Annotated in this window: 16 protein-coding genes; 14 read left to right on the top strand and 2 right to left on the bottom strand. The window is 73.8% G+C overall.

Annotation, left to right across the window (positions count from 1 at the left end; genetic code table 11):
- Positions 1-21: 21 nt before the first annotated feature.
- From ACFXMG_RS22695 to ACFXMG_RS22630, 14 genes are all read left to right on the top strand, one after another.
- On the top strand, positions 22-900 hold the full coding sequence (locus tag ACFXMG_RS22695) for an SRPBCC family protein (protein WP_383815979.1): 879 nt from the start codon (positions 22-24) through the stop codon (positions 898-900).
- 81 nt (positions 901-981) lie between these two features.
- Entirely contained in the window at positions 982-1,773 is a 792-nt protein-coding gene (locus ACFXMG_RS22690; RefSeq protein ID WP_383815982.1) for an aldose 1-epimerase, read from the top strand.
- Positions 1,774-1,797: 24 nt separating this feature from the next.
- On the top strand, positions 1,798-2,337 hold the full coding sequence (gene pyrE / locus ACFXMG_RS22685) for an orotate phosphoribosyltransferase (protein ID WP_383815985.1): 540 nt from the start codon (positions 1,798-1,800) through the stop codon (positions 2,335-2,337).
- 233 nt (positions 2,338-2,570) lie between these two features.
- Complete coding sequence (gene fbaA / locus ACFXMG_RS22680; RefSeq protein ID WP_383815988.1) at positions 2,571-3,593, top strand: class II fructose-bisphosphate aldolase; 1,023 nt, start codon at positions 2,571-2,573, stop codon at positions 3,591-3,593.
- Between the two features lie 72 nt (positions 3,594-3,665).
- The gene (locus ACFXMG_RS22675) at positions 3,666-4,835 is read left to right on the top strand and encodes a MalY/PatB family protein (RefSeq protein WP_383815991.1); all 1,170 of its coding nucleotides are present in this window, start codon (positions 3,666-3,668) and stop codon (positions 4,833-4,835) included.
- Positions 4,836-4,879: 44 nt separating this feature from the next.
- Positions 4,880-6,328 (top strand): DHA2 family efflux MFS transporter permease subunit, encoded by a 1,449-nt coding sequence (locus tag ACFXMG_RS22670; protein ID WP_383815994.1) that lies wholly within the window; start codon positions 4,880-4,882, stop codon positions 6,326-6,328.
- Between the two features lie 81 nt (positions 6,329-6,409).
- Positions 6,410-6,823, top strand: coding sequence for a DUF3151 domain-containing protein (locus ACFXMG_RS22665; RefSeq protein ID WP_383815997.1), 414 nt, complete (start codon positions 6,410-6,412; stop codon positions 6,821-6,823).
- 60 nt (positions 6,824-6,883) lie between these two features.
- The gene (locus ACFXMG_RS22660) at positions 6,884-7,816 is read left to right on the top strand and encodes a DUF3152 domain-containing protein (RefSeq protein ID WP_383816000.1); all 933 of its coding nucleotides are present in this window, start codon (positions 6,884-6,886) and stop codon (positions 7,814-7,816) included.
- Between the two features lie 121 nt (positions 7,817-7,937).
- Complete coding sequence (locus ACFXMG_RS22655) at positions 7,938-8,804, top strand: tryptophan 2,3-dioxygenase family protein (protein WP_383816003.1); 867 nt, start codon at positions 7,938-7,940, stop codon at positions 8,802-8,804.
- Entirely contained in the window at positions 8,797-10,047 is a 1,251-nt protein-coding gene (kynU, locus tag ACFXMG_RS22650) for a kynureninase (RefSeq protein WP_383816006.1), read from the top strand. Before ACFXMG_RS22655 ends, kynU begins: the two co-directional genes overlap by 8 nt.
- Before the next feature lie 124 nt (positions 10,048-10,171).
- A complete protein-coding gene (locus tag ACFXMG_RS22645) occupies positions 10,172-11,044 on the top strand; it encodes an alpha/beta hydrolase family protein (RefSeq protein WP_383816009.1) in 873 nt (290 codons plus the stop codon).
- Positions 11,045-11,121: 77 nt separating this feature from the next.
- The gene (locus tag ACFXMG_RS22640) at positions 11,122-12,444 is read left to right on the top strand and encodes a sensor histidine kinase (RefSeq protein WP_383816012.1); all 1,323 of its coding nucleotides are present in this window, start codon (positions 11,122-11,124) and stop codon (positions 12,442-12,444) included.
- Positions 12,441-13,103: a response regulator gene (locus ACFXMG_RS22635; RefSeq protein WP_383816015.1), complete on the top strand. Its 663-nt coding sequence runs from the start codon at positions 12,441-12,443 to the stop codon at positions 13,101-13,103. Before ACFXMG_RS22640 ends, ACFXMG_RS22635 begins: the two co-directional genes overlap by 4 nt.
- Before the next feature lie 10 nt (positions 13,104-13,113).
- Positions 13,114-14,319, top strand: a complete 1,206-nt coding sequence (locus ACFXMG_RS22630; RefSeq protein WP_383816017.1) for a cytochrome P450 — start codon at positions 13,114-13,116, stop codon at positions 14,317-14,319.
- Positions 14,320-14,331: 12 nt separating this feature from the next.
- On the opposite strand, the gene ACFXMG_RS22625 is transcribed toward ACFXMG_RS22630, so the two are convergent.
- Positions 14,332-15,900, bottom strand: coding sequence for an ABC transporter permease (locus ACFXMG_RS22625; RefSeq protein ID WP_383816020.1), 1,569 nt, complete (start codon positions 15,898-15,900; stop codon positions 14,332-14,334).
- Positions 15,897-16,796 carry an ATP-binding cassette domain-containing protein gene (locus tag ACFXMG_RS22620; RefSeq protein ID WP_383816097.1) on the bottom strand — a complete coding sequence of 300 codons (900 nt, stop codon included), beginning with the start codon at positions 16,794-16,796 and terminating at the stop codon, positions 15,897-15,899. The genes ACFXMG_RS22625 and ACFXMG_RS22620 overlap by 4 nt, the downstream gene beginning before the upstream one ends.
- Between the last annotated feature and the right edge of the window lie 26 nt (positions 16,797-16,822).

Below are 16,822 nucleotides of genomic sequence, written 5' to 3'. Positions count from 1 at the left end.
CGCTGAGTAGGCTCGGCTCCCATGGAGCATGAGGTGTTCGTCCCGGTCCCGGCCGAGGCCCTGCGGGCCACCCTCACCGACCCGGCGCGGGTGGCGCGCTGCGTGCCCGGCCTCCAGCGCGACGCCTCCGAGGCGGGCGAGGACCTCGTCGGGCGGCTCCGGCTCCGGGTCGGCGGCCACACCATCACCTACCGGGGCGGTCTGCGGATCGTCGAACGGGACGGTGCCATCACGTACGAGGGCGAGGGCACCGAGGCGCGCGGCAAGGGGGTCGTCGAGGTCTCCCTGACCGTCGTCCTCACCCCGGCGGCCGAAGGCACCGGACTCAGCTTCACCGGCGCCCTCACCGCCGACGGCCGGCTCGCCGAGGAGCCCGAGGAGGCCAGGGACGCCGCCCGCGACCGCCTCCTGGACGCCTTCGTGGAAGCGGCGGCGGCGCTGGCGGCGGAGACGGCCGAGTCCGGTGAGGCCGGTGGGTCCGGTGAGCGTGGCGAGGTCGTCGAGGAGGCCGGGCCCGAGGGCCGGACCTCCTTCGCCACCGGGGCCTTCGACGGGGCGCCCGCCGCCGAAGACGCCCACGACGCCCGAGACGCCAAGGACACCGAGAACGCCGAGGACGCCGAGGACTCCGGCTTCGGGCAGGACGTCTTCCCCGAGCCGGCCGCGCCCCCGGAGTTCCCCGCCGCGAAGCCCGCCGCCGAGGCCGCCCACGCCCGCCGGACGATGATCGGCCGCAGCGCCGAGGAGGTCGACCACGCGCCGCCGCGCGGGCGGTACGCCCCCGTGCCCGCCCCCGAGCAGGGCGGCGCCCGCGCCACCCTCCGCTGGGTCGCCCCCGCCGCCGCCCTCGCCCTCGCCTCTGCGGTCATCGTCGGCCGCGCCCTGCGCCGCAGGCGCTGAGGCGAGCACCGCCGCGGGCGCTGACGCCGGTCCGCGTTGAAACGGTCCAATCAAGCGGGCCCCAGGACTTAGGGTCGGGGCGTGAGCAACCTGACGCGACTGACGGCGGGCGACGCCGAGCTGACCATCAACCCCGAGCACGGCGGCCGGATCGAGAGCCTGCGCATCGCCGGCACCGAGGTCCTGAAGCAGGGCGAGCGCTACGGCAGCTTCCCGATGGTGCCCTGGTGCGGCCGGACCGAGAACGGCCGGTTCCGCGACGGGGCCACCACCCACACGCTGCCCGTCAACGCGGACCCGCACGCCATCCACGGCACCGTCCGCGACCGGGCCTGGACGGTGGCCCGGGTCTCCGCCACCGAGGCCGTCCTCACCTGCGAGCTCGACGACCCGTGGCCGTACAAGGGCAGGGTCACCCAGGTCCTCGAACTGGCCGACGACCGGCTGACGCTGCGGTTCGGGGTGGAGGCGTACGACGACTCCTTCCCGGCGCAGGCCGGCTGGCACCCCTGGTTCCTGCGGAACCTCGGGCAGGACGGCGAGGACGTACGGATCGGCTTCACGCCTGCGTGGCAGGAGGAGCGCGGCGAGAACCACCTGCCCACCGGCCACCGCATCGCCCCCCTCCCCGGCCCCTGGGACGACTGCTTCGGCATGCCCGACGGCGTCGACGTCACCCTCACCTGGCCGGAGGAGCTGGAGCTCAGGGTGACCAGCCGCGCCGAGTGGGTCGTGATCTACGACGAGCCCGCGGACGCGGTCTGCGTCGAGCCCCAGTCCGGCCCCCCGAACGGCCTCAACACCCACCCCCGCCTGGTCACCCCCATCGACCCCCTGGAGGTCGAGAGCGTGTGGGCCTGGCGGCGGCTCTGAGCGCGGCGGCTTTAAGCTCGGGGCATGACTGACGTACGTGGTGAACTGCTCCAGCAGATCAAGGACAAGGCCGTGGTGCACGGCAAGGTGACCCTCTCCTCGGGTCTGGAAGCCGACTACTACATCGACCTTCGCCGGATCACGCTGGACGGCGAGGCCGCGCCGCTCGTGGGCCAGGTCATGCTCGACCTGACCCGGGACCTGGACTTCGACTGCGTCGGCGGCCTCACCCTGGGCGCCGACCCCGTCGCCACCTCGATGCTGCACGCCTCCGCCGCGCGCGGGCAGCGCCTCGACGCCTTCGTCGTGCGCAAGGCGCAGAAGGCGCACGGCATGCAGCGCCGGATCGAGGGCACCGACGTGAAGGGCCGCCGCTGCCTGGTGGTCGAGGACACCTCGACCACCGGCGGCTCCCCGCTGACGGCCGTCGAGGCCGTCCGCGAGGCCGGCGGCGAGGTCGTCGCCGTCGCCACGATCGTGGACCGGGGCGCGGCCGACGCGATCTCCGGCGCGGGCCTGTCGTACCTCACCGGGTACCAGCTCTCGGACCTCGGTCTGGGCTGAGGCCCGGCGTAACCGCCGCGAAGTCGTGACTTAGGTCCCGGACCCCGGCGCATACGGTCCTGACCTGCGCTTTTCCCCAAGGGCGGGGTGTTTCACGTGAAACACCCCGCCCTTCGGCGTGCAGCGTTCGTGGGAGCCCGTAGAAGAGTCTGGAAAGATGGCACCGACGATGACGTCGCCCTAGGTCAGGGATAAAGCAACGCCCACACCCGCACATCACAAGGAGCGGACGAATGCCCATCGCAACCCCCGAGGTCTACGCCGAGATGCTCGACCGGGCGAAGGCTGGCAAGTTCGCCTACCCGGCGATCAACGTGACCTCCTCCCAGACCCTCCACGCGGCGCTGCGCGGGTTCGCCGAGGCCCAGAGCGACGGCATCATCCAGATCTCGACCGGTGGCGCCGAGTTCCTGGGCGGCCAGTACAGCAAGGACATGGTCACGGGCGCCGTCGCCCTGGCCGAGTTCGCCCACATCGTCGCCGCGAAGTACGACATCACGGTCGCGCTGCACACGGACCACTGCCCGAAGGACAAGCTGGACGCGTACGTGCGTCCGCTGATCGAGGTCTCCGCCGAGCGCGTCGCCAAGGGCGAGAACCCGCTCTTCCAGTCCCACATGTGGGACGGCTCCGCCGAGACCCTCGCGGACAACCTGGCCATCGCCCAGGAGCTGCTCGCGAAGGCCGCCGCCGCCAAGATCATCCTTGAGGTCGAGATCACCCCGACCGGTGGCGAGGAGGACGGCGTCAGCCACGAGATCAACGACGAGCTGTACACCACCGTCGACGACGCGATCCGCACCGCCGAGGCCCTGGGCCTGGGCGAGAAGGGCCGCTACCTGCTCGCCGCCTCCTTCGGCAACGTGCACGGCGTCTACAAGCCGGGCAACGTCGTCCTGCGCCCGGAGCTCCTCAAGGACCTCCAGGCCGGTGTCGCCGAGAAGTTCGGCCAGGCGTCCCCGTTCGACTTCGTCTTCCACGGCGGCTCCGGCTCGACCGCCGAGGAGATCGCCACCGCCATCGAGAACGGCGTGGTGAAGATGAACCTCGACACCGACACCCAGTACGCCTTCACCCGTCCGGTCGTGGACCACATGTTCCGCAACTACGACGGTGTCCTGAAGGTCGACGGCGAGGTCGGCACCAAGTCGACCTACGACCCGCGCACCTGGGGCAAGCTCGCCGAGGCGGGCATGGCCAAGCGCGTCACCGAGGCGTGCGAGGCGCTGCGTTCGTCCGGCAAGAAGCTGAAGTAAGGCCGTGACCGAGGGGCCCGGCACCCGCTGAGGGTGCCGGGCCCTTCGCGTACCTGGAGGAGGGACCGACCGATGTACGACTTCGACGAGGCGAGGGACCGGACCGGCACCTGGTCGGTCCAGTGGGACGGGATCGCGGACCGCTTCGGTGTCTCCGAACTCCTCCCCTTCACCATCTCCGACATGGACTTCGCCTCCCCGCCGGAGGTCCTGGAAGCCCTCCACGCCCGCGTCGACCACGGCGTCTTCGGCTACACCGACTGGCGGCTGGGCGGCCCCGACGGCTTCCGCGAGGCGATACGCCACTGGTACGCGAGCCGTTACGACACCGCCGTGGACACCGAGGCGCTGGTCTACGCGCCCTCCGTGCTCAGCCAGGTCTCCCAGTTGCTGCGGATGTGGACGCGGCCCGGCGACGGCGTCGTCACGCACACCCCCACCTACGACGGCTTCCGCAAGGCGGTCACCGGGCTCGGCCGCGAGCTGCGCGGGGTGCCGGTCGGGGACCTGGAGGCCCTGGAGCGGGAGCTGGCCCGGCCGGACAGCACGATGCTGCTGCTCTGCTCGCCGCACAACCCCACCGGGCGGGTGTGGACGGAGAAGGAGCTCACCGACTTCCACGAGCTGGCCGAGTGGCACGGCGTGAGCGTGGTCAGCGACGAGATCCACGCCGACCTGACCGCCGACGGGCACCGGCACGTGCCGTTCAGCCGGATCGCGGAGCCCGGCCCCGGCTGCGGCTGGGCCGTGATCACCTCGGGCACCAAGGCGTTCAACTTCCCGGCGCTCTCCGGCTCGTACGGCATCATCGGCGACCCCGGCGAGCGCGCGGAGTTCCTGCGGCGGATGGAGACCGGCGAGGGGCTCGCCTCCCCGGCCGTCCTCTCGCTCACCGCGCACATCGCGGCCTACCGGCACGGCGCGCCCTGGCTCGACGAGCTCCGCGGCTATGTCGCCGGGACGATGGCGATGATCGCGGAGCGGCTGCGGGAGGGGCTGCCGGAGGTCGAGTGGAGCCCGCCGCAGGCCGGGTACCTCGCCTGGATCGACCTGCGGCCGCTGGGGATCGAGGAGTCGCGGCTCCAGGAGGAGCTGATCCGGACGGAGAAGGTCGCGATCATGCCCGGCGGCACGTACGGCACCCCCGGCTTCGTCCGGCTCAACGTCGGCTGCCCCCGCGCGAAGGCCGAACGGGGCGTGGACGCGCTGGTCAGGGCGGCGGCCCGGCTGCGTACACGCTGAGCGCTGGGGAGGCGGGGAGCGGGCGTCCGCGGGACCATGCAGGCATGAGTGTGGCTGGGCCCGAGGTACGGATGGCCTCCCGCACCGGGCGGTGGATCCTCTTCACCACCGTGCTCGGCTCCGGGATGGCGCTGCTCGACTCCACCGTCGTCAACGTCGCCCTCCCCCACATCGGCGAGGACCTCGGCGCCGACCTCGCCGTGCTCCAGTGGACCGTCAACGCGTACATGCTGACGCTCGCCGGGCTGATCCTCCTCGGCGGCTCCCTCGGCGACCGCTACGGCCGGCGGCGGGTCTTCGTCGTCGGCGTGGTGTGGTTCGCGCTCGCCTCCCTCCTCTGTGGGCTCGCCCCGAACGCCGGCGTGCTGATCGCCGCCCGCGCCCTCCAGGGCGTCGGCGGTGCGCTGCTCACGCCGGGGTCGCTCGCGCTGATCCAGGCGAGCTTCCATCCGGACGACCGGGCCCGGGCGGTCGGGCTGTGGTCCGGCTTCGGCGGCGTCGGGGCGGCGATCGGGCCGTTCGTCGGCGGCTGGCTGGTCGACGGGCCCGGCTGGCGGTGGGTCTTCCTCCTGAACGTGCCGCTCGCCGCGCTCTGCGTGCCGGTCGCGCTGCGGCACGTCCCCGAGTCCCGCGACGAGGCCGCGCACGGCCGCTTCGACGTGCTCGGGGCGGTGCTCGGCGCGCTGGGGCTCGCCCTCGTCACGTACGCGCTGATCGGCGCGGTGTGGTGGACCGGGGCGGTGGGCGTGCTGGTCGGGGCCGGTTTCGTGATGGTGGAGCGGCGGCGCGGCGAGCGGGCGATGGTGCCGCCGTCGATCTTCCGGTCGCGCCTCTTCACGGCCGTCAACGTGGTGACGCTGTGCGTGTACGCGGCCTTCGGGGGCTTCTTCTTCCTCGCCGCGCTCCAGCTCCAGGTCGTCTCCGGCTACTCCGCGCTCGCCGCCGGTACGGCCCTGCTGCCGACCACCGTCCTGATGCTGCTGCTCTCCGCGAAGTCCGGCGAGCTGGGGGAGAAGATCGGGCCGCGCATTCCGCTGACCGTGGGGCCGCTGCTGTGCGCCGCCGGGATGCTGCTGATGCTGCGGGTCGGGCCGGACGCGGCGTACGTACGCGACGTGCTGCCGGCCATGGTCGTGCTGGGCCTGGGCATGACGGTCCTGGTCGCGCCGCTGACCGCGACCGTCCTCGCCTCCGTCGACGTCTCCCGCGCCGGGCTCGCCAGCGGCATCAACAACGCGGCGGCGCGGGCGGCCGGACTGGTCGCGGTGGCGGCGCTGCCGCTGCTGACGGGGATGGGGCCTGAGGCGTACCGGTCGCCGGAGGAGTTCGACGCGACCTTCGGGAAGGCGATGCCGATGTGCGCGGGGGTCCTGCTGCTCGGCGCGGCCCTCGCCTGGACCACCATGCGCACCCCGCGCGCGCCGGGCTGCCACCCCGGCTGCCGCACGCACTGCGCGGTGACCTCCCCGCCGCTGGACCCGGGCACCCCGTGACCCGTCCGGCGTGACGCCGGCCGTCCGGCGTGACCGCGGAGGTCCCGGGTGAGGGAGCGGCGGGTGGGGCAGACTGGGGGGATGGTTACGCATGAGAACTTGCTGGGAGGGCCCGCGCCCACCCTTCTGCCCGACGACCCGGGCCCCCGGGAGCTGCTCGCGCAGGGCGTCGCGCCCGCCGACGTCGCCGCGAAGTACCCCACCTCGTCGCTCGCCTGGGCGCAGCTCGCGGACGACGCCTTCGAGGGCGGCCGCGTGGTGGAGTCGTACGCCTACGCCCGTACCGGCTACCACCGGGCGCTGGACGCGCTGCGCCGCAACGGGTGGAAGGGGCACGGCCCGGTGCCGTGGGAGCACGAGCCGAACCGCGGCTTCCTGAGGGCCCTGCACGCGCTGGCGCGGGCGGCCGGGGAGATCGGCGAGCAGGCCGAGTACGAGCGCTGCACGACCTTCCTGCGGGACTCCTCGGAGACCGCCGCGGAGACGCTGGGCTGACCCGGCCGTCACCCCCGGCCGGTACGATCCCCGGACCGGCCTGAACAGGGGGGAACTGTCATGGGCAAGCGGGGGGCGCCCGACCGGCGCCGACAGAACCGACATAGTGGGCGGAGCCGCCGCCGCGGCGGGACGCGTGTCACGCGCCGGGGGCGGCTCGTCCTCTCGACCCTGGTCCTGGCGGGCGTCTCGCTCGGCGCGGGCGTGGCGCTCGCCCACTTCCGGGGGTCGGAGGACACCCCGCCCCCCGCCGCCGCCGGCGCCCCGCCGTCCGCGGCGCCCGAGGCCCCCGAGTCGACGACGGCGCCGCCGGAGCGGGCCCGCGAGGCCACCCCGAAGCCGACCGCGAGCAAGAAGCCGAAGCCCAGGCCGACGCAGACGCGGAAGCCGAAACCGACCGCCACCACGAAGAAGCCCGCGACCGTGCCGCAGTCCGGACCGGGCACCTTCACCTCCGTCTCCGCCTCCGGCAAGATCTCCGGCGAGAGCGGCACGCTGCGCCGCTACCGGGTGCAGATCGAGGACGGGGCCGGGCTGCCGGGCCGCGAGACGGCCGAGGAGATCGAGGCGATCCTGGCCCATCCGCGCAGCTGGGCCGCGCACGGCAGGGGCCGCTTCCAGCTCGTCGCGTCGAACGCCGACTTCGTGATCCGGATCGCCACCCCCGACACCGCCGACGCGCTCTGCGCCCGGCAGGGCTTCGACACGCACGGCGAGCTGAACTGCGAGACCGCCGACGGCGTCGTGGTGAACCTCAAACGGTGGATGCTGGGCTCGCCGACCTTCGCGGGGCCGCCGGAGGAGTACCGGCACCTGATCATCAACCACGAGGTCGGGCACGAGATCGGCGTCCGGCAGCACATGGACTGCGGGGGCCCCGGGCAGCTCGCGCCGGCGATGATGCAGCAGATCAAGGGCCTCAACGGATGTCGTTCGAACGCTTTTCCGTATAGCGAAGACGGGATCTACATCACCGGTCCGATCGTGTCATGATGCGCATGGGACGCGCGCGACGAAGCACGCCTCCCGAGGGGACCGGAGCTCCCGTGGCGCACCGCCGAGTGCGCACGGTGGAGCGGACCGCTACCCGGTAGTTCGTATCGAGGAGACAGAAATGTCGACCTACCAGGGTTCTCCCGATGCCTCCGGAGCCGGCGCGGTCACCGACGCGCCGAACCTCGACTTCGCGGGCACGACGCCGTACGAGGACTACGTCCAGGCGGACGTCCTCACCCACCTCCAGCACCTCCGCTCGGACGACCCCGGCGAGATGGTCTTCCTGGTCACTACCCAGGTCATGGAGCTGTGGTTCACGGTGATCGTCCACGAGTGGGAGACCGCGAGCCGCGCGCTGCGCGAGGACCGGCTGCCCGTCGCCATCGACGCGCTGAAGCGCTCGGTGCGCGAGCTGGAGGCGCTCAACCACTCCTGGCGCCCGCTCGCCCAGCTCACCCCCGCCCAGTTCAACGCCTACCGCGGCGCGCTCGGCGAGGGCTCCGGCTTCCAGTCGGCGATGTACCGCCGCATGGAGTTCCTGCTCGGCGAGAAGTCGGCGTCCATGCTCGTCCCGCACCGGGGCGCGCCCCGCGTGCACGCCGAGCTGGAGAAGGCGCTGCACGAGCCGAGCCTGTACGACGAGACCCTCGGCTTCCTCGCCCGCCGCGGCCTGCCCGTGCCCGCCTCCGTCCTCGCCCGTGACCTCGACCGGCGGTACGAGCCCTCGGCGCAGGTCGAGGCCGTCTGGGCGTCGCTGTACGCGGAGCCCGAGGCCGAGGGCAACGCCGAGCTGGTCCGCCTCGGCGAGGCGCTCAGCGACGTCGCCGAGCTGGTGTGGCGCTGGCGCAACGACCACCTGGTGGCGACCCGCCGCGCGATGGGCTCCAAGACCGGCACCGGCGGCTCCGCGGGCGTCGCCTGGCTGGAGAAGCGCGCCCAGAAGAACGTGTTCCCCGAGCTCTGGACGGCCCGCAGCCATGTCTGACCTGGAGCAGGAGGCCATGCGCCTCGACACGGCCGACCTGGCGCGGGAGGCCCAGCGCCTCGACGCCGCCGACCCGCTCGCCGGCCACCGCGCGAAGTTCGCGCTCGACGACGCGACCGTCTACCTCGACGGCAACTCGCTGGGCGCGCTGCCCGCGCACGTCCCCGCCCGGATGGCCGACGTCATCGGCCGCGAGTGGGGCGAGCTGCGGATCCGGTCCTGGGACGAGTCGGGCTGGTGGACCGCCCCCGAGCGGATCGGCGACCGGATCGCCCCGCTCGTCGGCGCCGCCCCCGGGCAGATCGTCGTCGGCGACTCGACCAGCGTGAACGTCTTCAAGGCGGTCGTCGCGGCGGCCCGGATCGCGGGAGAGGGACGCGACGAGATCCTGGTGGACGCGTCGACCTTTCCCACGGACGGGTACATCGCCGAGTCCGCCGCCCGGATGACGGGTCACCGGATCGTGCCCCTCGACCCGGCCGACATCCCCGCCGCGGCGGACGGGCGGACGGCGCTCGCGCTGGTCAACCACGTCGACTACCGCACCGGCCGGCTGCACGACCTGCCCGGCACCACCGCCGCCCTCCACGCGGCGGGCGCGCTGGCCGTCTGGGACCTGTGCCACAGCGCCGGCGCCCTGCCCGTCGGCCTCGACGCGCACGGCGTCGACCTGGCGGTCGGCTGCACCTACAAGTACCTGAACGGCGGCCCCGGTTCGCCCGCCTACCTGTACGTCGCCGAGCGCCACCAGGGCCGCTTCGACTCGCCGCTGCCGGGCTGGACCTCGCACGCCGACCCCTTCGGCATGACCCCCGGCTACCGGCCCGCCGACGGCGCCGTCCGGGGCCGCGTCGGCACGCCGGACATCCTGTCCACACTGGCCCTGGAGGCGGCGCTCGACGTGTGGGACGGGGTCGCGATCGAGTCCGTCCGCGCCAAGTCCCTCGCCCTCACGGACTTCTTCCTGGAGTGCGTCCGGGCGTACGTCCCCGAGGGCCGGGTCACCCCGATCACCCCGGAGCCGCACGGCGAGCGCGGCAGCCAGGTCGCGCTGGCCTGCGCGGACGCGCCCGCCGTCATGCCGGAGCTGATCAAGCGCGGCGTCGTGGGCGACCTCCGCCCCGGCCTCCTCCGCTTCGGCTTCACGCCCCTGTACGTCGGCTACGCGGACACCGAACGCGCGGCCCGCGTCCTCGCCGACGTCCTCGCCGGGATTCCCTCCGAGGCGGACGGCGGGCGGTAGCCCTCGGGCGGGTGATGACCGGGCGTCAGGTCGGATCATCGGCTGATCTGCGGGGGTCGGGACCCTGATACGGTCCCCGCAGGTCAGGCCAATTCGGCCCCGTCACCGAGAGGTTGGAACCCCCATGCCGGACCCCGCCGCGCGCGACGCCGCCGAAGAGGCGTCGGCCTTCTCGCACCCGGCCGTCCCGCCCGACGCCACCGCCGCGTACGGCGAGCACCCCGACCAGATCATCGACCTCTACGCCCCCCGGACCGGCGGCGCCGGGCGCGCCCCGCTCGTCGTCGTCCTGCACGGCGGCGCCTGGCGGGCCCCGTACGACCGGCTCCACATCAGCCCCTTCGCGGACTTCCTCGCCCGCCGCGGCTTCGCCGTCGCCAGCGTCGAGTACCGGCGGGGCCCCGGCCTGCCCCACCAGGGCGGTACGGACCCCGTCGCGGGCCGCTGGCCGGAGACCTTCGACGACGTGGCCGCCGCCCTCGACGCCGTACCGGACCTCGTCGCCGTCCACCTGCCGCAGGCCGACCCCCATCGCACCGTCCTCACCGGGCACTCGGCCGGCGGCCAGCTCGCCCTGTGGGCCGCCGCCCGGCACGTGCTGCCCGCGGGATCCCCCTGGCGGCTGCCCGCCCCGCCCGCCCTGCGCGGTGTCGTCGCCCTCGCCCCGATCGGGCACTTCGACCGGGCCCGCGAACTCGACGTGTGCGGCGGCGCGGTGACGCAGCTGCTCGGCGGCCCGGGGGCGTACGACGAGCGGGCCGACGCCACGGACCCGGCGCGCCTGCTGCCCACCGGCATCGCCACGGCCCTCGTCCAGGGCCGCGAGGACCTCACCGTCCCGGTGGAGGTGGCGGACGCGTTCGTGGACGCGGCGGCGAAGGCGGGCGAGACGGTCGGCCTCACGCTCCTGGAGGACATCGGGCACTTCCCGCTGATCGACCCGGCGGCCGACGCGTGCGCGGTGGTCGCGGAGGAGATCGCCCAGCTCGCCTTCTAGGACCTCCGTAGTACTCAAGGGGGACGCCCCCGGATCCGTATCCAGCCGGACGCGGACCTCCGGGGCGGTTCCGTACCGTGGTCGGCGTGAACCAGACACAGCCCACCGAGGCGAGCCGCAGCCCCGAGTTCCGCCTGGCCCAGTCCTTGGTCGGCGGGCTGCGGAAGGAACTCTTCGACGACGCGCTCGACTACCGCCCGCTGCCGCCCATGGACGTGGAGAGCGGCCCGACCCGGTTCCTGCCGCGCCGGATACGGCGGTACGCCGGCCTGCTGCCGCACGCCGTCGTCTGCGTGCTCGCGGGGATCGTCTTCTTCCTCGGCTACGAGCGGATGGCGTACGCCACCGGGCCGGTGGCCTTCCTCTACACCGTCGTGCCGCCGGTGATCGTCCTCCTCACCCTGATCCGGCCCGTCACCGCCTTCTGGGCGTCCCTCGCCTCCACTCCCTTCCTGGGGGCCCTCTCCGGCTTCGCCGGCGGCTGGCCCTGGCCCGCGAACGGCTTCGCGGCGCACGCCGTGGTCGTCGTCGTGGCCGCCGCCCGCACCGGACCGCGCGCCGCCGCCTGCATGTGGATGGTGACCGCCGGATACGCGCTGTTCGCCGAGATGTTCCTCGGTCGCGGCCGCAGCTCCGACACCCTCCCGCTGCTCTTCGTCACGGCCCTCGCCCTGCTCGTCGTCACCCTCGTCCAGACCCGCCGGCAGGCGGCCCGCGAGGTCACCGCCCAGCAGACCGTCACCGCCGTCGAGCGGTCCAAGCGGACGCTCCTGGAGGAGCGGACGACCATCGCGCGGGAGCTGCACGACGTCGTCGCGCACCACATGTCGGTGGTCGCCATCCAGGCGGAGGCCGCGCCCTACCGGGTGGAGAACCCGCCGCCGGAGCTGGAGCAGGCGTTCCTCACCATCCGGGAGAACGCCGTCGCCGCCCTCACCGAACTGCGCCGCATCCTCGGTGTCGTCCGCGCCGAGGACTACGAGGCCCCCGACGCCCCGCAGCCGACCCTCGCCGACCTGGACGGCCTCGTCGCCAACGTCCGGGAGGCCGGGCTCGACGTGACCATGACGGTCACCGGCGCGGTGCGCGAGCTGCCGCAGGGCGTGGAGCTGTCCGCGTACCGGATCGTCCAGGAGGCCCTGTCCAATGTCCTCCGGCACGCGCCGGGCGCCGCCGCGAAGGTGGAGGTCAGCCACGTCCTCGGCGGCCTCGGGCTGAGGATCGCCAACGGCCCGGCCCGCGGCCTCGTGAAGCCTTCCCCCGGCGCCGGCCACGGCATCACCGGCATGCGGGAACGTGTCACCATGCTCGGCGGGGAGATGACCGACGGGCCGACCGACGACCACGGCTACGAGGTCGCCGTCTTCGTCCCCGTCCAGCGGGAAGGAACCGACCAGTGATCAAGGTGCTGATCGTCGACGACCAGATCATGGTGCGGGAGGGCTTCTCCGTGCTGCTCGGCGCCATGCCGGACATCGAGGTCGTCGGTGAGGCCGTCAACGGGCGGGAGGCGGTCGCGCAGGTCGCCGCGCTGCGGCCGGACGTCGTCCTCATGGACATCCGGATGCCCGAGCTGAACGGCATCGAGGCCACCCGGGAGATCGTCGCCGCCGACGCGGACGCGAAGGTGCTCGTGCTCACCACCTTCGACCTCGACGAGTACGTCTACCAGGCGCTGCGCGCCGGTGCCTCCGGGTTCCTCCTCAAGGACGCCTCCGCCCGGCAGCTCGCGGAGGGCGTGCGGGTGGTCGCGGCGGGGGAGGCGCTGCTCGCGCCGACCGTGACGAAGCGGCTGATCACCGAGTTCGCGAAGTCCGCCGAGACCGTCCCGAGGGCGCCCGCCGTCGCGCAGATCGGCGAGCTGACCGAGCGCGAGACGGAGGTGCTGGTCCTCATCGCGCAGGGTCTGTCCAACCAGGAGATCGCCGGTCACCTCGTCGTCGCCGAGTCGACGATCAAGACGCACGTCAGCCGGATCCTGGTGAAACTGGGCCTGCGCGACCGGACGCAGGCGGCGGTCTTCGCGTACGAGGCACGCCTGGTGCAGGTCGGGCGGTAGCGTCCACGGCATGGACGCCGCCGCAGTGTTCGACCCCTGGTCCCCTGAGTTCGTCGCCGACCCGTACCCGGCGTACGCGGAGCTGCGCGCCGCCGGGCGCGCCCACTGGTACGGGCCGACCAGGCAGTGGCTGATCCCGCACCACGAGGACGTGTCGGCGCTGCTGCGGGACCGGCGCCTGGGGCGCACGTACACCCACCGCTTCACCCACGAGGAGTTCGGCCGCGCGGCCCCCGACCCACTGCACGAGCCCTTCCACACCCTCAACGACCACGGGCTGCTCGACCTGGAGGGCGCCGACCACACCCGCATCCGGCGGCTGGTGTCGAAGGCGTTCACCCCGAGGACGGTGGAGCGGCTGGCGCCGACGGTACGGGAGCTGGCCGCCGGTCTGGTGGGCGAGCTGGTCGCGGCGGGCGGCGGCGACCTCCAGGCGGCGGTCGCCGAACCTCTGCCGGTCGCGGTGATCGCCGCGATGCTGGGCGTCCCGGAGGAGGACGAGGAGCGGGCCATGCTGCGGCCCTGGTCGGCGGCGATCTGCGGGATGTTCGAGCTGAGGCCGTCGGAGGAGACGGCCCGGCGGGCGGTCCGCGCCTCGATCGAGTTCTCCGCCTACCTGCGGGAGCTGATCGCGCGGCGGCGGTCCGAGCCCGGCGACGACCTGATCTCGGCGCTGATCGGGGTCGAGGAGCTGACGGAGCAGGAGATGATCTCCACCTGCGTGCTGCTGCTGAACGCGGGGCACGAGGCGACCGTCAACACGACGGTGGGCGGGGTGTGGACGCTGCTGCGGCACGGGCGGTGGGGCGACGTGTCCCCGGAGCCCGAAAAGTTGTCCACAGCTGTGGATGAACTTCTCCGCTACGACACACCGCTCCAGATGTTCGAGCGCTGGGTCCTCGACGACATCGAGCTCGGCGGGACGGTGATCCCGCGCGGCTCGGAGGTCGCGCTCCTCTTCGGCTCCGCCAACCGGGACCCCAACCGCTTCGGCCCCACCGCCGACACCCTCGACCTCACCCGCGCGGACAACCCCCACGTCACCTTCGGCGCCGGTATCCACTACTGCCTGGGCGCCCCTCTGGCCCGCCTCGAACTCACCGCGGTCTTCAGCGAGTTGCTCCGGCAGGCGCCCGGTCTGCGGCTCGCCGCGGAACCGGTGCGCACGCCGGGCTACGTCATCCGGGGCTTCGAATCGTTCCTCGTGGAGGTCTGAGCGGCCCGGAGGTCAGACCTGGAGGTCGCGGCGGCGCAGCGCCGCCAGTCCGGCCGCGGTGAGGGCCGCCGCCAGGGCCGTGAGGGCGAGGAACGGGGGCCAGGCCGTCTCGGAGCCCGGCAGCTTGGGCAGGTGGGCGAAGGGGGAGACGTTCAGGACCGCCCGGGGGAGGTTCAGCGCCGGGCCGATCCAGCCGAGGGCCAGGCAGAGGCCGGCGGCTCCCCATCCCGCGCCCGCGAGCCTCGGGGCGGCGCCCCAGAGCAGTACCGCCACGCCCGCGAGGGTCCAGACCGCCGGGAGCTGGGCGAGCGAGGCGCCCAGGATCGGGCCGAGGTCGTGGCCGTACGACAGGCCGAGACCGAGCCCGCTCAGCGCGAGGATCAGCGCGGAGCCGGCGTACGCGGGGAGGAGGTGCCCGGCGGCCCAGCGCAGCCGTCCGAGGGAGGCGGCGAGGAGGGGTTCGGCGCGGCCCGAGGTCTCCTCGGTGTGCGCCCGCAGCACCGCGCCGACCGCGTACAGCGAGGCGAGCATCCCGAAGAGGGAGACCATCGTGGCGAGGAAGGCGTCCGTCAGGGCGGTCTGCCCGCCCATCCGCTCGAAGATCTCGCGGGCCTTCTCGTTGTCGCCGACCAGGTCCGACGCCCCCTCGACCATGCCGCCGAAGACGAGCCCGCCGAGGAGGAAGCCGACCCCCCAGCCGACGAGCGCGCCGCGCTGGAGCCGCAGCGCGAGTGCTCCGGCGCCGGAGAGCCGGCCGGCGGCCGGTCCTGGCCGGGTGGCGAGGAAGGACCCGCCGACGTCGCGCCGCGCGGCGAGGGCGTACGCGAGGACGGTCTGGACGAGCACCGCGGCGGCGATCAGCAGCAGCACCCACCACCGCTCGCCGCCGTACGCGCGGACGTTCTCGGCCCAGCCGACGGGCGAGAGCCAGGTGAGGACGGAGCCCCCGGACGCGTCCCCGGAGTCGCCCGCCGCGCGCAGCACGAACGCGAGGCCGAGGACGCCGCCGGCGATGCCCTTGGCGAGCCGGGCGCTCTCGGTGAGCTGCGCGGCGAGCGCGGCGACGGTCGCGAAGACCATGCCGGTGCCGCCGACGGCGAGGCCGAGCGCGAGCGCCCCGGCGAGGCCCTGTCCGGCGAGTCCGGCGACGATCAGGAGGGCGGAGGCGGCGTTGAGGGCGAGTGCGGCGAGGAGTGCGGAGGTGAGCGGCGCGCGGCGGCCCACGGCCCCGGCGGAGAGCAGTTCCTGACGCCCCGTCTCCTCCTCCTCGCGGGTGTGTCGGACGACGACGATCAGGCTCGCGACGGCCGCGAGGACGGCGGCGAAGGTGCCGAAGCGCCAGGCGACGAGCCCGCCGAGGGAGTCGGAGAAGACCGGCCCGTAGAGGGAGCGCAGGGAGCCGTTGGCGGTCATGGAGGCCGCCAGTTCGGCGCGCGCCGCGGCCGTGCCGTACAGCCCTTCCAGGGAGCCGGGGCCGGAGGCGACGAGGCCGCCGGTGACCAGGGCCCAGAGGGGGAGGGTCAGCCGGTCGCGGCGGAGCGCGAGCCGGGTGAGGGTGCCGGTGCCGGCGAGCGCGGTCATGAGGCCACCTCGGTGTCCGCGTAGTGGCGGAGGAAGAGCTCCTCCAGGGTGGGCGGGGTGCTGGTGAGGGAGCGGACGCCGGCGGAGAGGAGGGCGGCGAGGACGGGGTCGAGCTTGTCGGTGTCGACCTGGAGGCGGACCCTGCGGCCCTCGACGTGCAGGTCGTGGACGCCGGCGAGGCGGTCGAGTCCCTCGGGTGCGGCGGCGAGGTCGGCGGTGACGCTCGTACGGGTGAGGTGGCGCAGCTGCGCGAGCGAACCGGACTCCACCGTGCGGCCCTTGCGGACGATGCTGACCCGGTCGCAGAGGGTCTCGACCTCGCTGAGGATGTGGCTGGAGAGCAGGACGGTACGGCCCCGGTCGCGGGCCTGGCGGACGCAGTCCTGGAAGACCTCCTCCATCAGCGGGTCGAGGCCGCTGGTGGGCTCGTCGAGGACGAGGAGTTCGGCGTCGGAGGCGAAGGCGGCGACGAGCGCGACCTTCTGCCGGTTGCCCTTGGAGTAGGTGCGGCCCTTCTTGGTGGGGTCGAGTTCGAAGCGCTCGATCAGCTCGGCGCGGCGGGCCGGGTCGAGGGCAGTGCCGCGCAGCCGCCCGTACAGGTCGATGACCTCGCCGCCGGAGAGGTTCCGCCAGAGGGTGACGTCGCCGGGGACGTACGCGAGGCGCCGGTGGAGGGCGACGGCGTCGGCCCAGGGGTCGCCGCCGAGCAGCCGGACGGTGCCGGAGTCGGCGCGCAGCAGGCCGAGGAGGACGCGGATGGCGGTGGACTTCCCGGCTCCGTTCGGGCCGAGGAAGCCGTGGACCTCGCCGGTGGCGACGGTGAGGTCGAGTCCGTCGAGGGCGTGGGTGCGGCCGAAGGACTTGTGGAGTCCGGCGACGCTGAGGGCGTTCGTCATGCCGTTCGTCATGCTTCGGAACGTAC

Source organism: Streptomyces sp. NPDC059201, from assembly GCF_042754585.1.
Lineage (GTDB): Bacteria > Actinomycetota > Actinomycetes > Streptomycetales > Streptomycetaceae > Streptomyces.
The sequence above is the reverse complement of the archived record's forward strand: the minus strand, read 5'-3'. Positions and strand labels throughout refer to the sequence as shown.

What these genes read in the sequence shown, in the direction of transcription:
- ACFXMG_RS22695 (WP_383815979.1), top strand. Translation starts at nt 22, where the DNA reads ATGGAGCATGAGGTGTTCGTCCCGGTCCCGGCCGAGGCCCTGCGGGCC.
- pyrE (WP_383815985.1), top strand. Translation starts at nt 1,798, where the DNA reads ATGACTGACGTACGTGGTGAACTGCTCCAGCAGATCAAGGACAAGGCC.
- fbaA (WP_383815988.1), top strand. Translation starts at nt 2,571, where the DNA reads ATGCCCATCGCAACCCCCGAGGTCTACGCCGAGATGCTCGACCGGGCG.
- ACFXMG_RS22675 (WP_383815991.1), top strand. Translation starts at nt 3,666, where the DNA reads ATGTACGACTTCGACGAGGCGAGGGACCGGACCGGCACCTGGTCGGTC.
- ACFXMG_RS22670 (WP_383815994.1), top strand. Translation starts at nt 4,880, where the DNA reads ATGAGTGTGGCTGGGCCCGAGGTACGGATGGCCTCCCGCACCGGGCGG.
- ACFXMG_RS22665 (WP_383815997.1), top strand. Translation starts at nt 6,410, where the DNA reads ATGGTTACGCATGAGAACTTGCTGGGAGGGCCCGCGCCCACCCTTCTG.
- ACFXMG_RS22660 (WP_383816000.1), top strand. Translation starts at nt 6,884, where the DNA reads ATGGGCAAGCGGGGGGCGCCCGACCGGCGCCGACAGAACCGACATAGT.
- ACFXMG_RS22655 (WP_383816003.1), top strand. Translation starts at nt 7,938, where the DNA reads ATGTCGACCTACCAGGGTTCTCCCGATGCCTCCGGAGCCGGCGCGGTC.
- kynU (WP_383816006.1), top strand. Translation starts at nt 8,797, where the DNA reads ATGTCTGACCTGGAGCAGGAGGCCATGCGCCTCGACACGGCCGACCTG.
- ACFXMG_RS22645 (WP_383816009.1), top strand. Translation starts at nt 10,172, where the DNA reads ATGCCGGACCCCGCCGCGCGCGACGCCGCCGAAGAGGCGTCGGCCTTC.
- ACFXMG_RS22630 (WP_383816017.1), top strand. Translation starts at nt 13,114, where the DNA reads ATGGACGCCGCCGCAGTGTTCGACCCCTGGTCCCCTGAGTTCGTCGCC.
- ACFXMG_RS22625 (WP_383816020.1), bottom strand. Translation starts at nt 15,900, where the DNA reads ATGACCGCGCTCGCCGGCACCGGCACCCTCACCCGGCTCGCGCTCCGC.
- ACFXMG_RS22620 (WP_383816097.1), bottom strand. Translation starts at nt 16,796, where the DNA reads ATGACGAACGCCCTCAGCGTCGCCGGACTCCACAAGTCCTTCGGCCGC.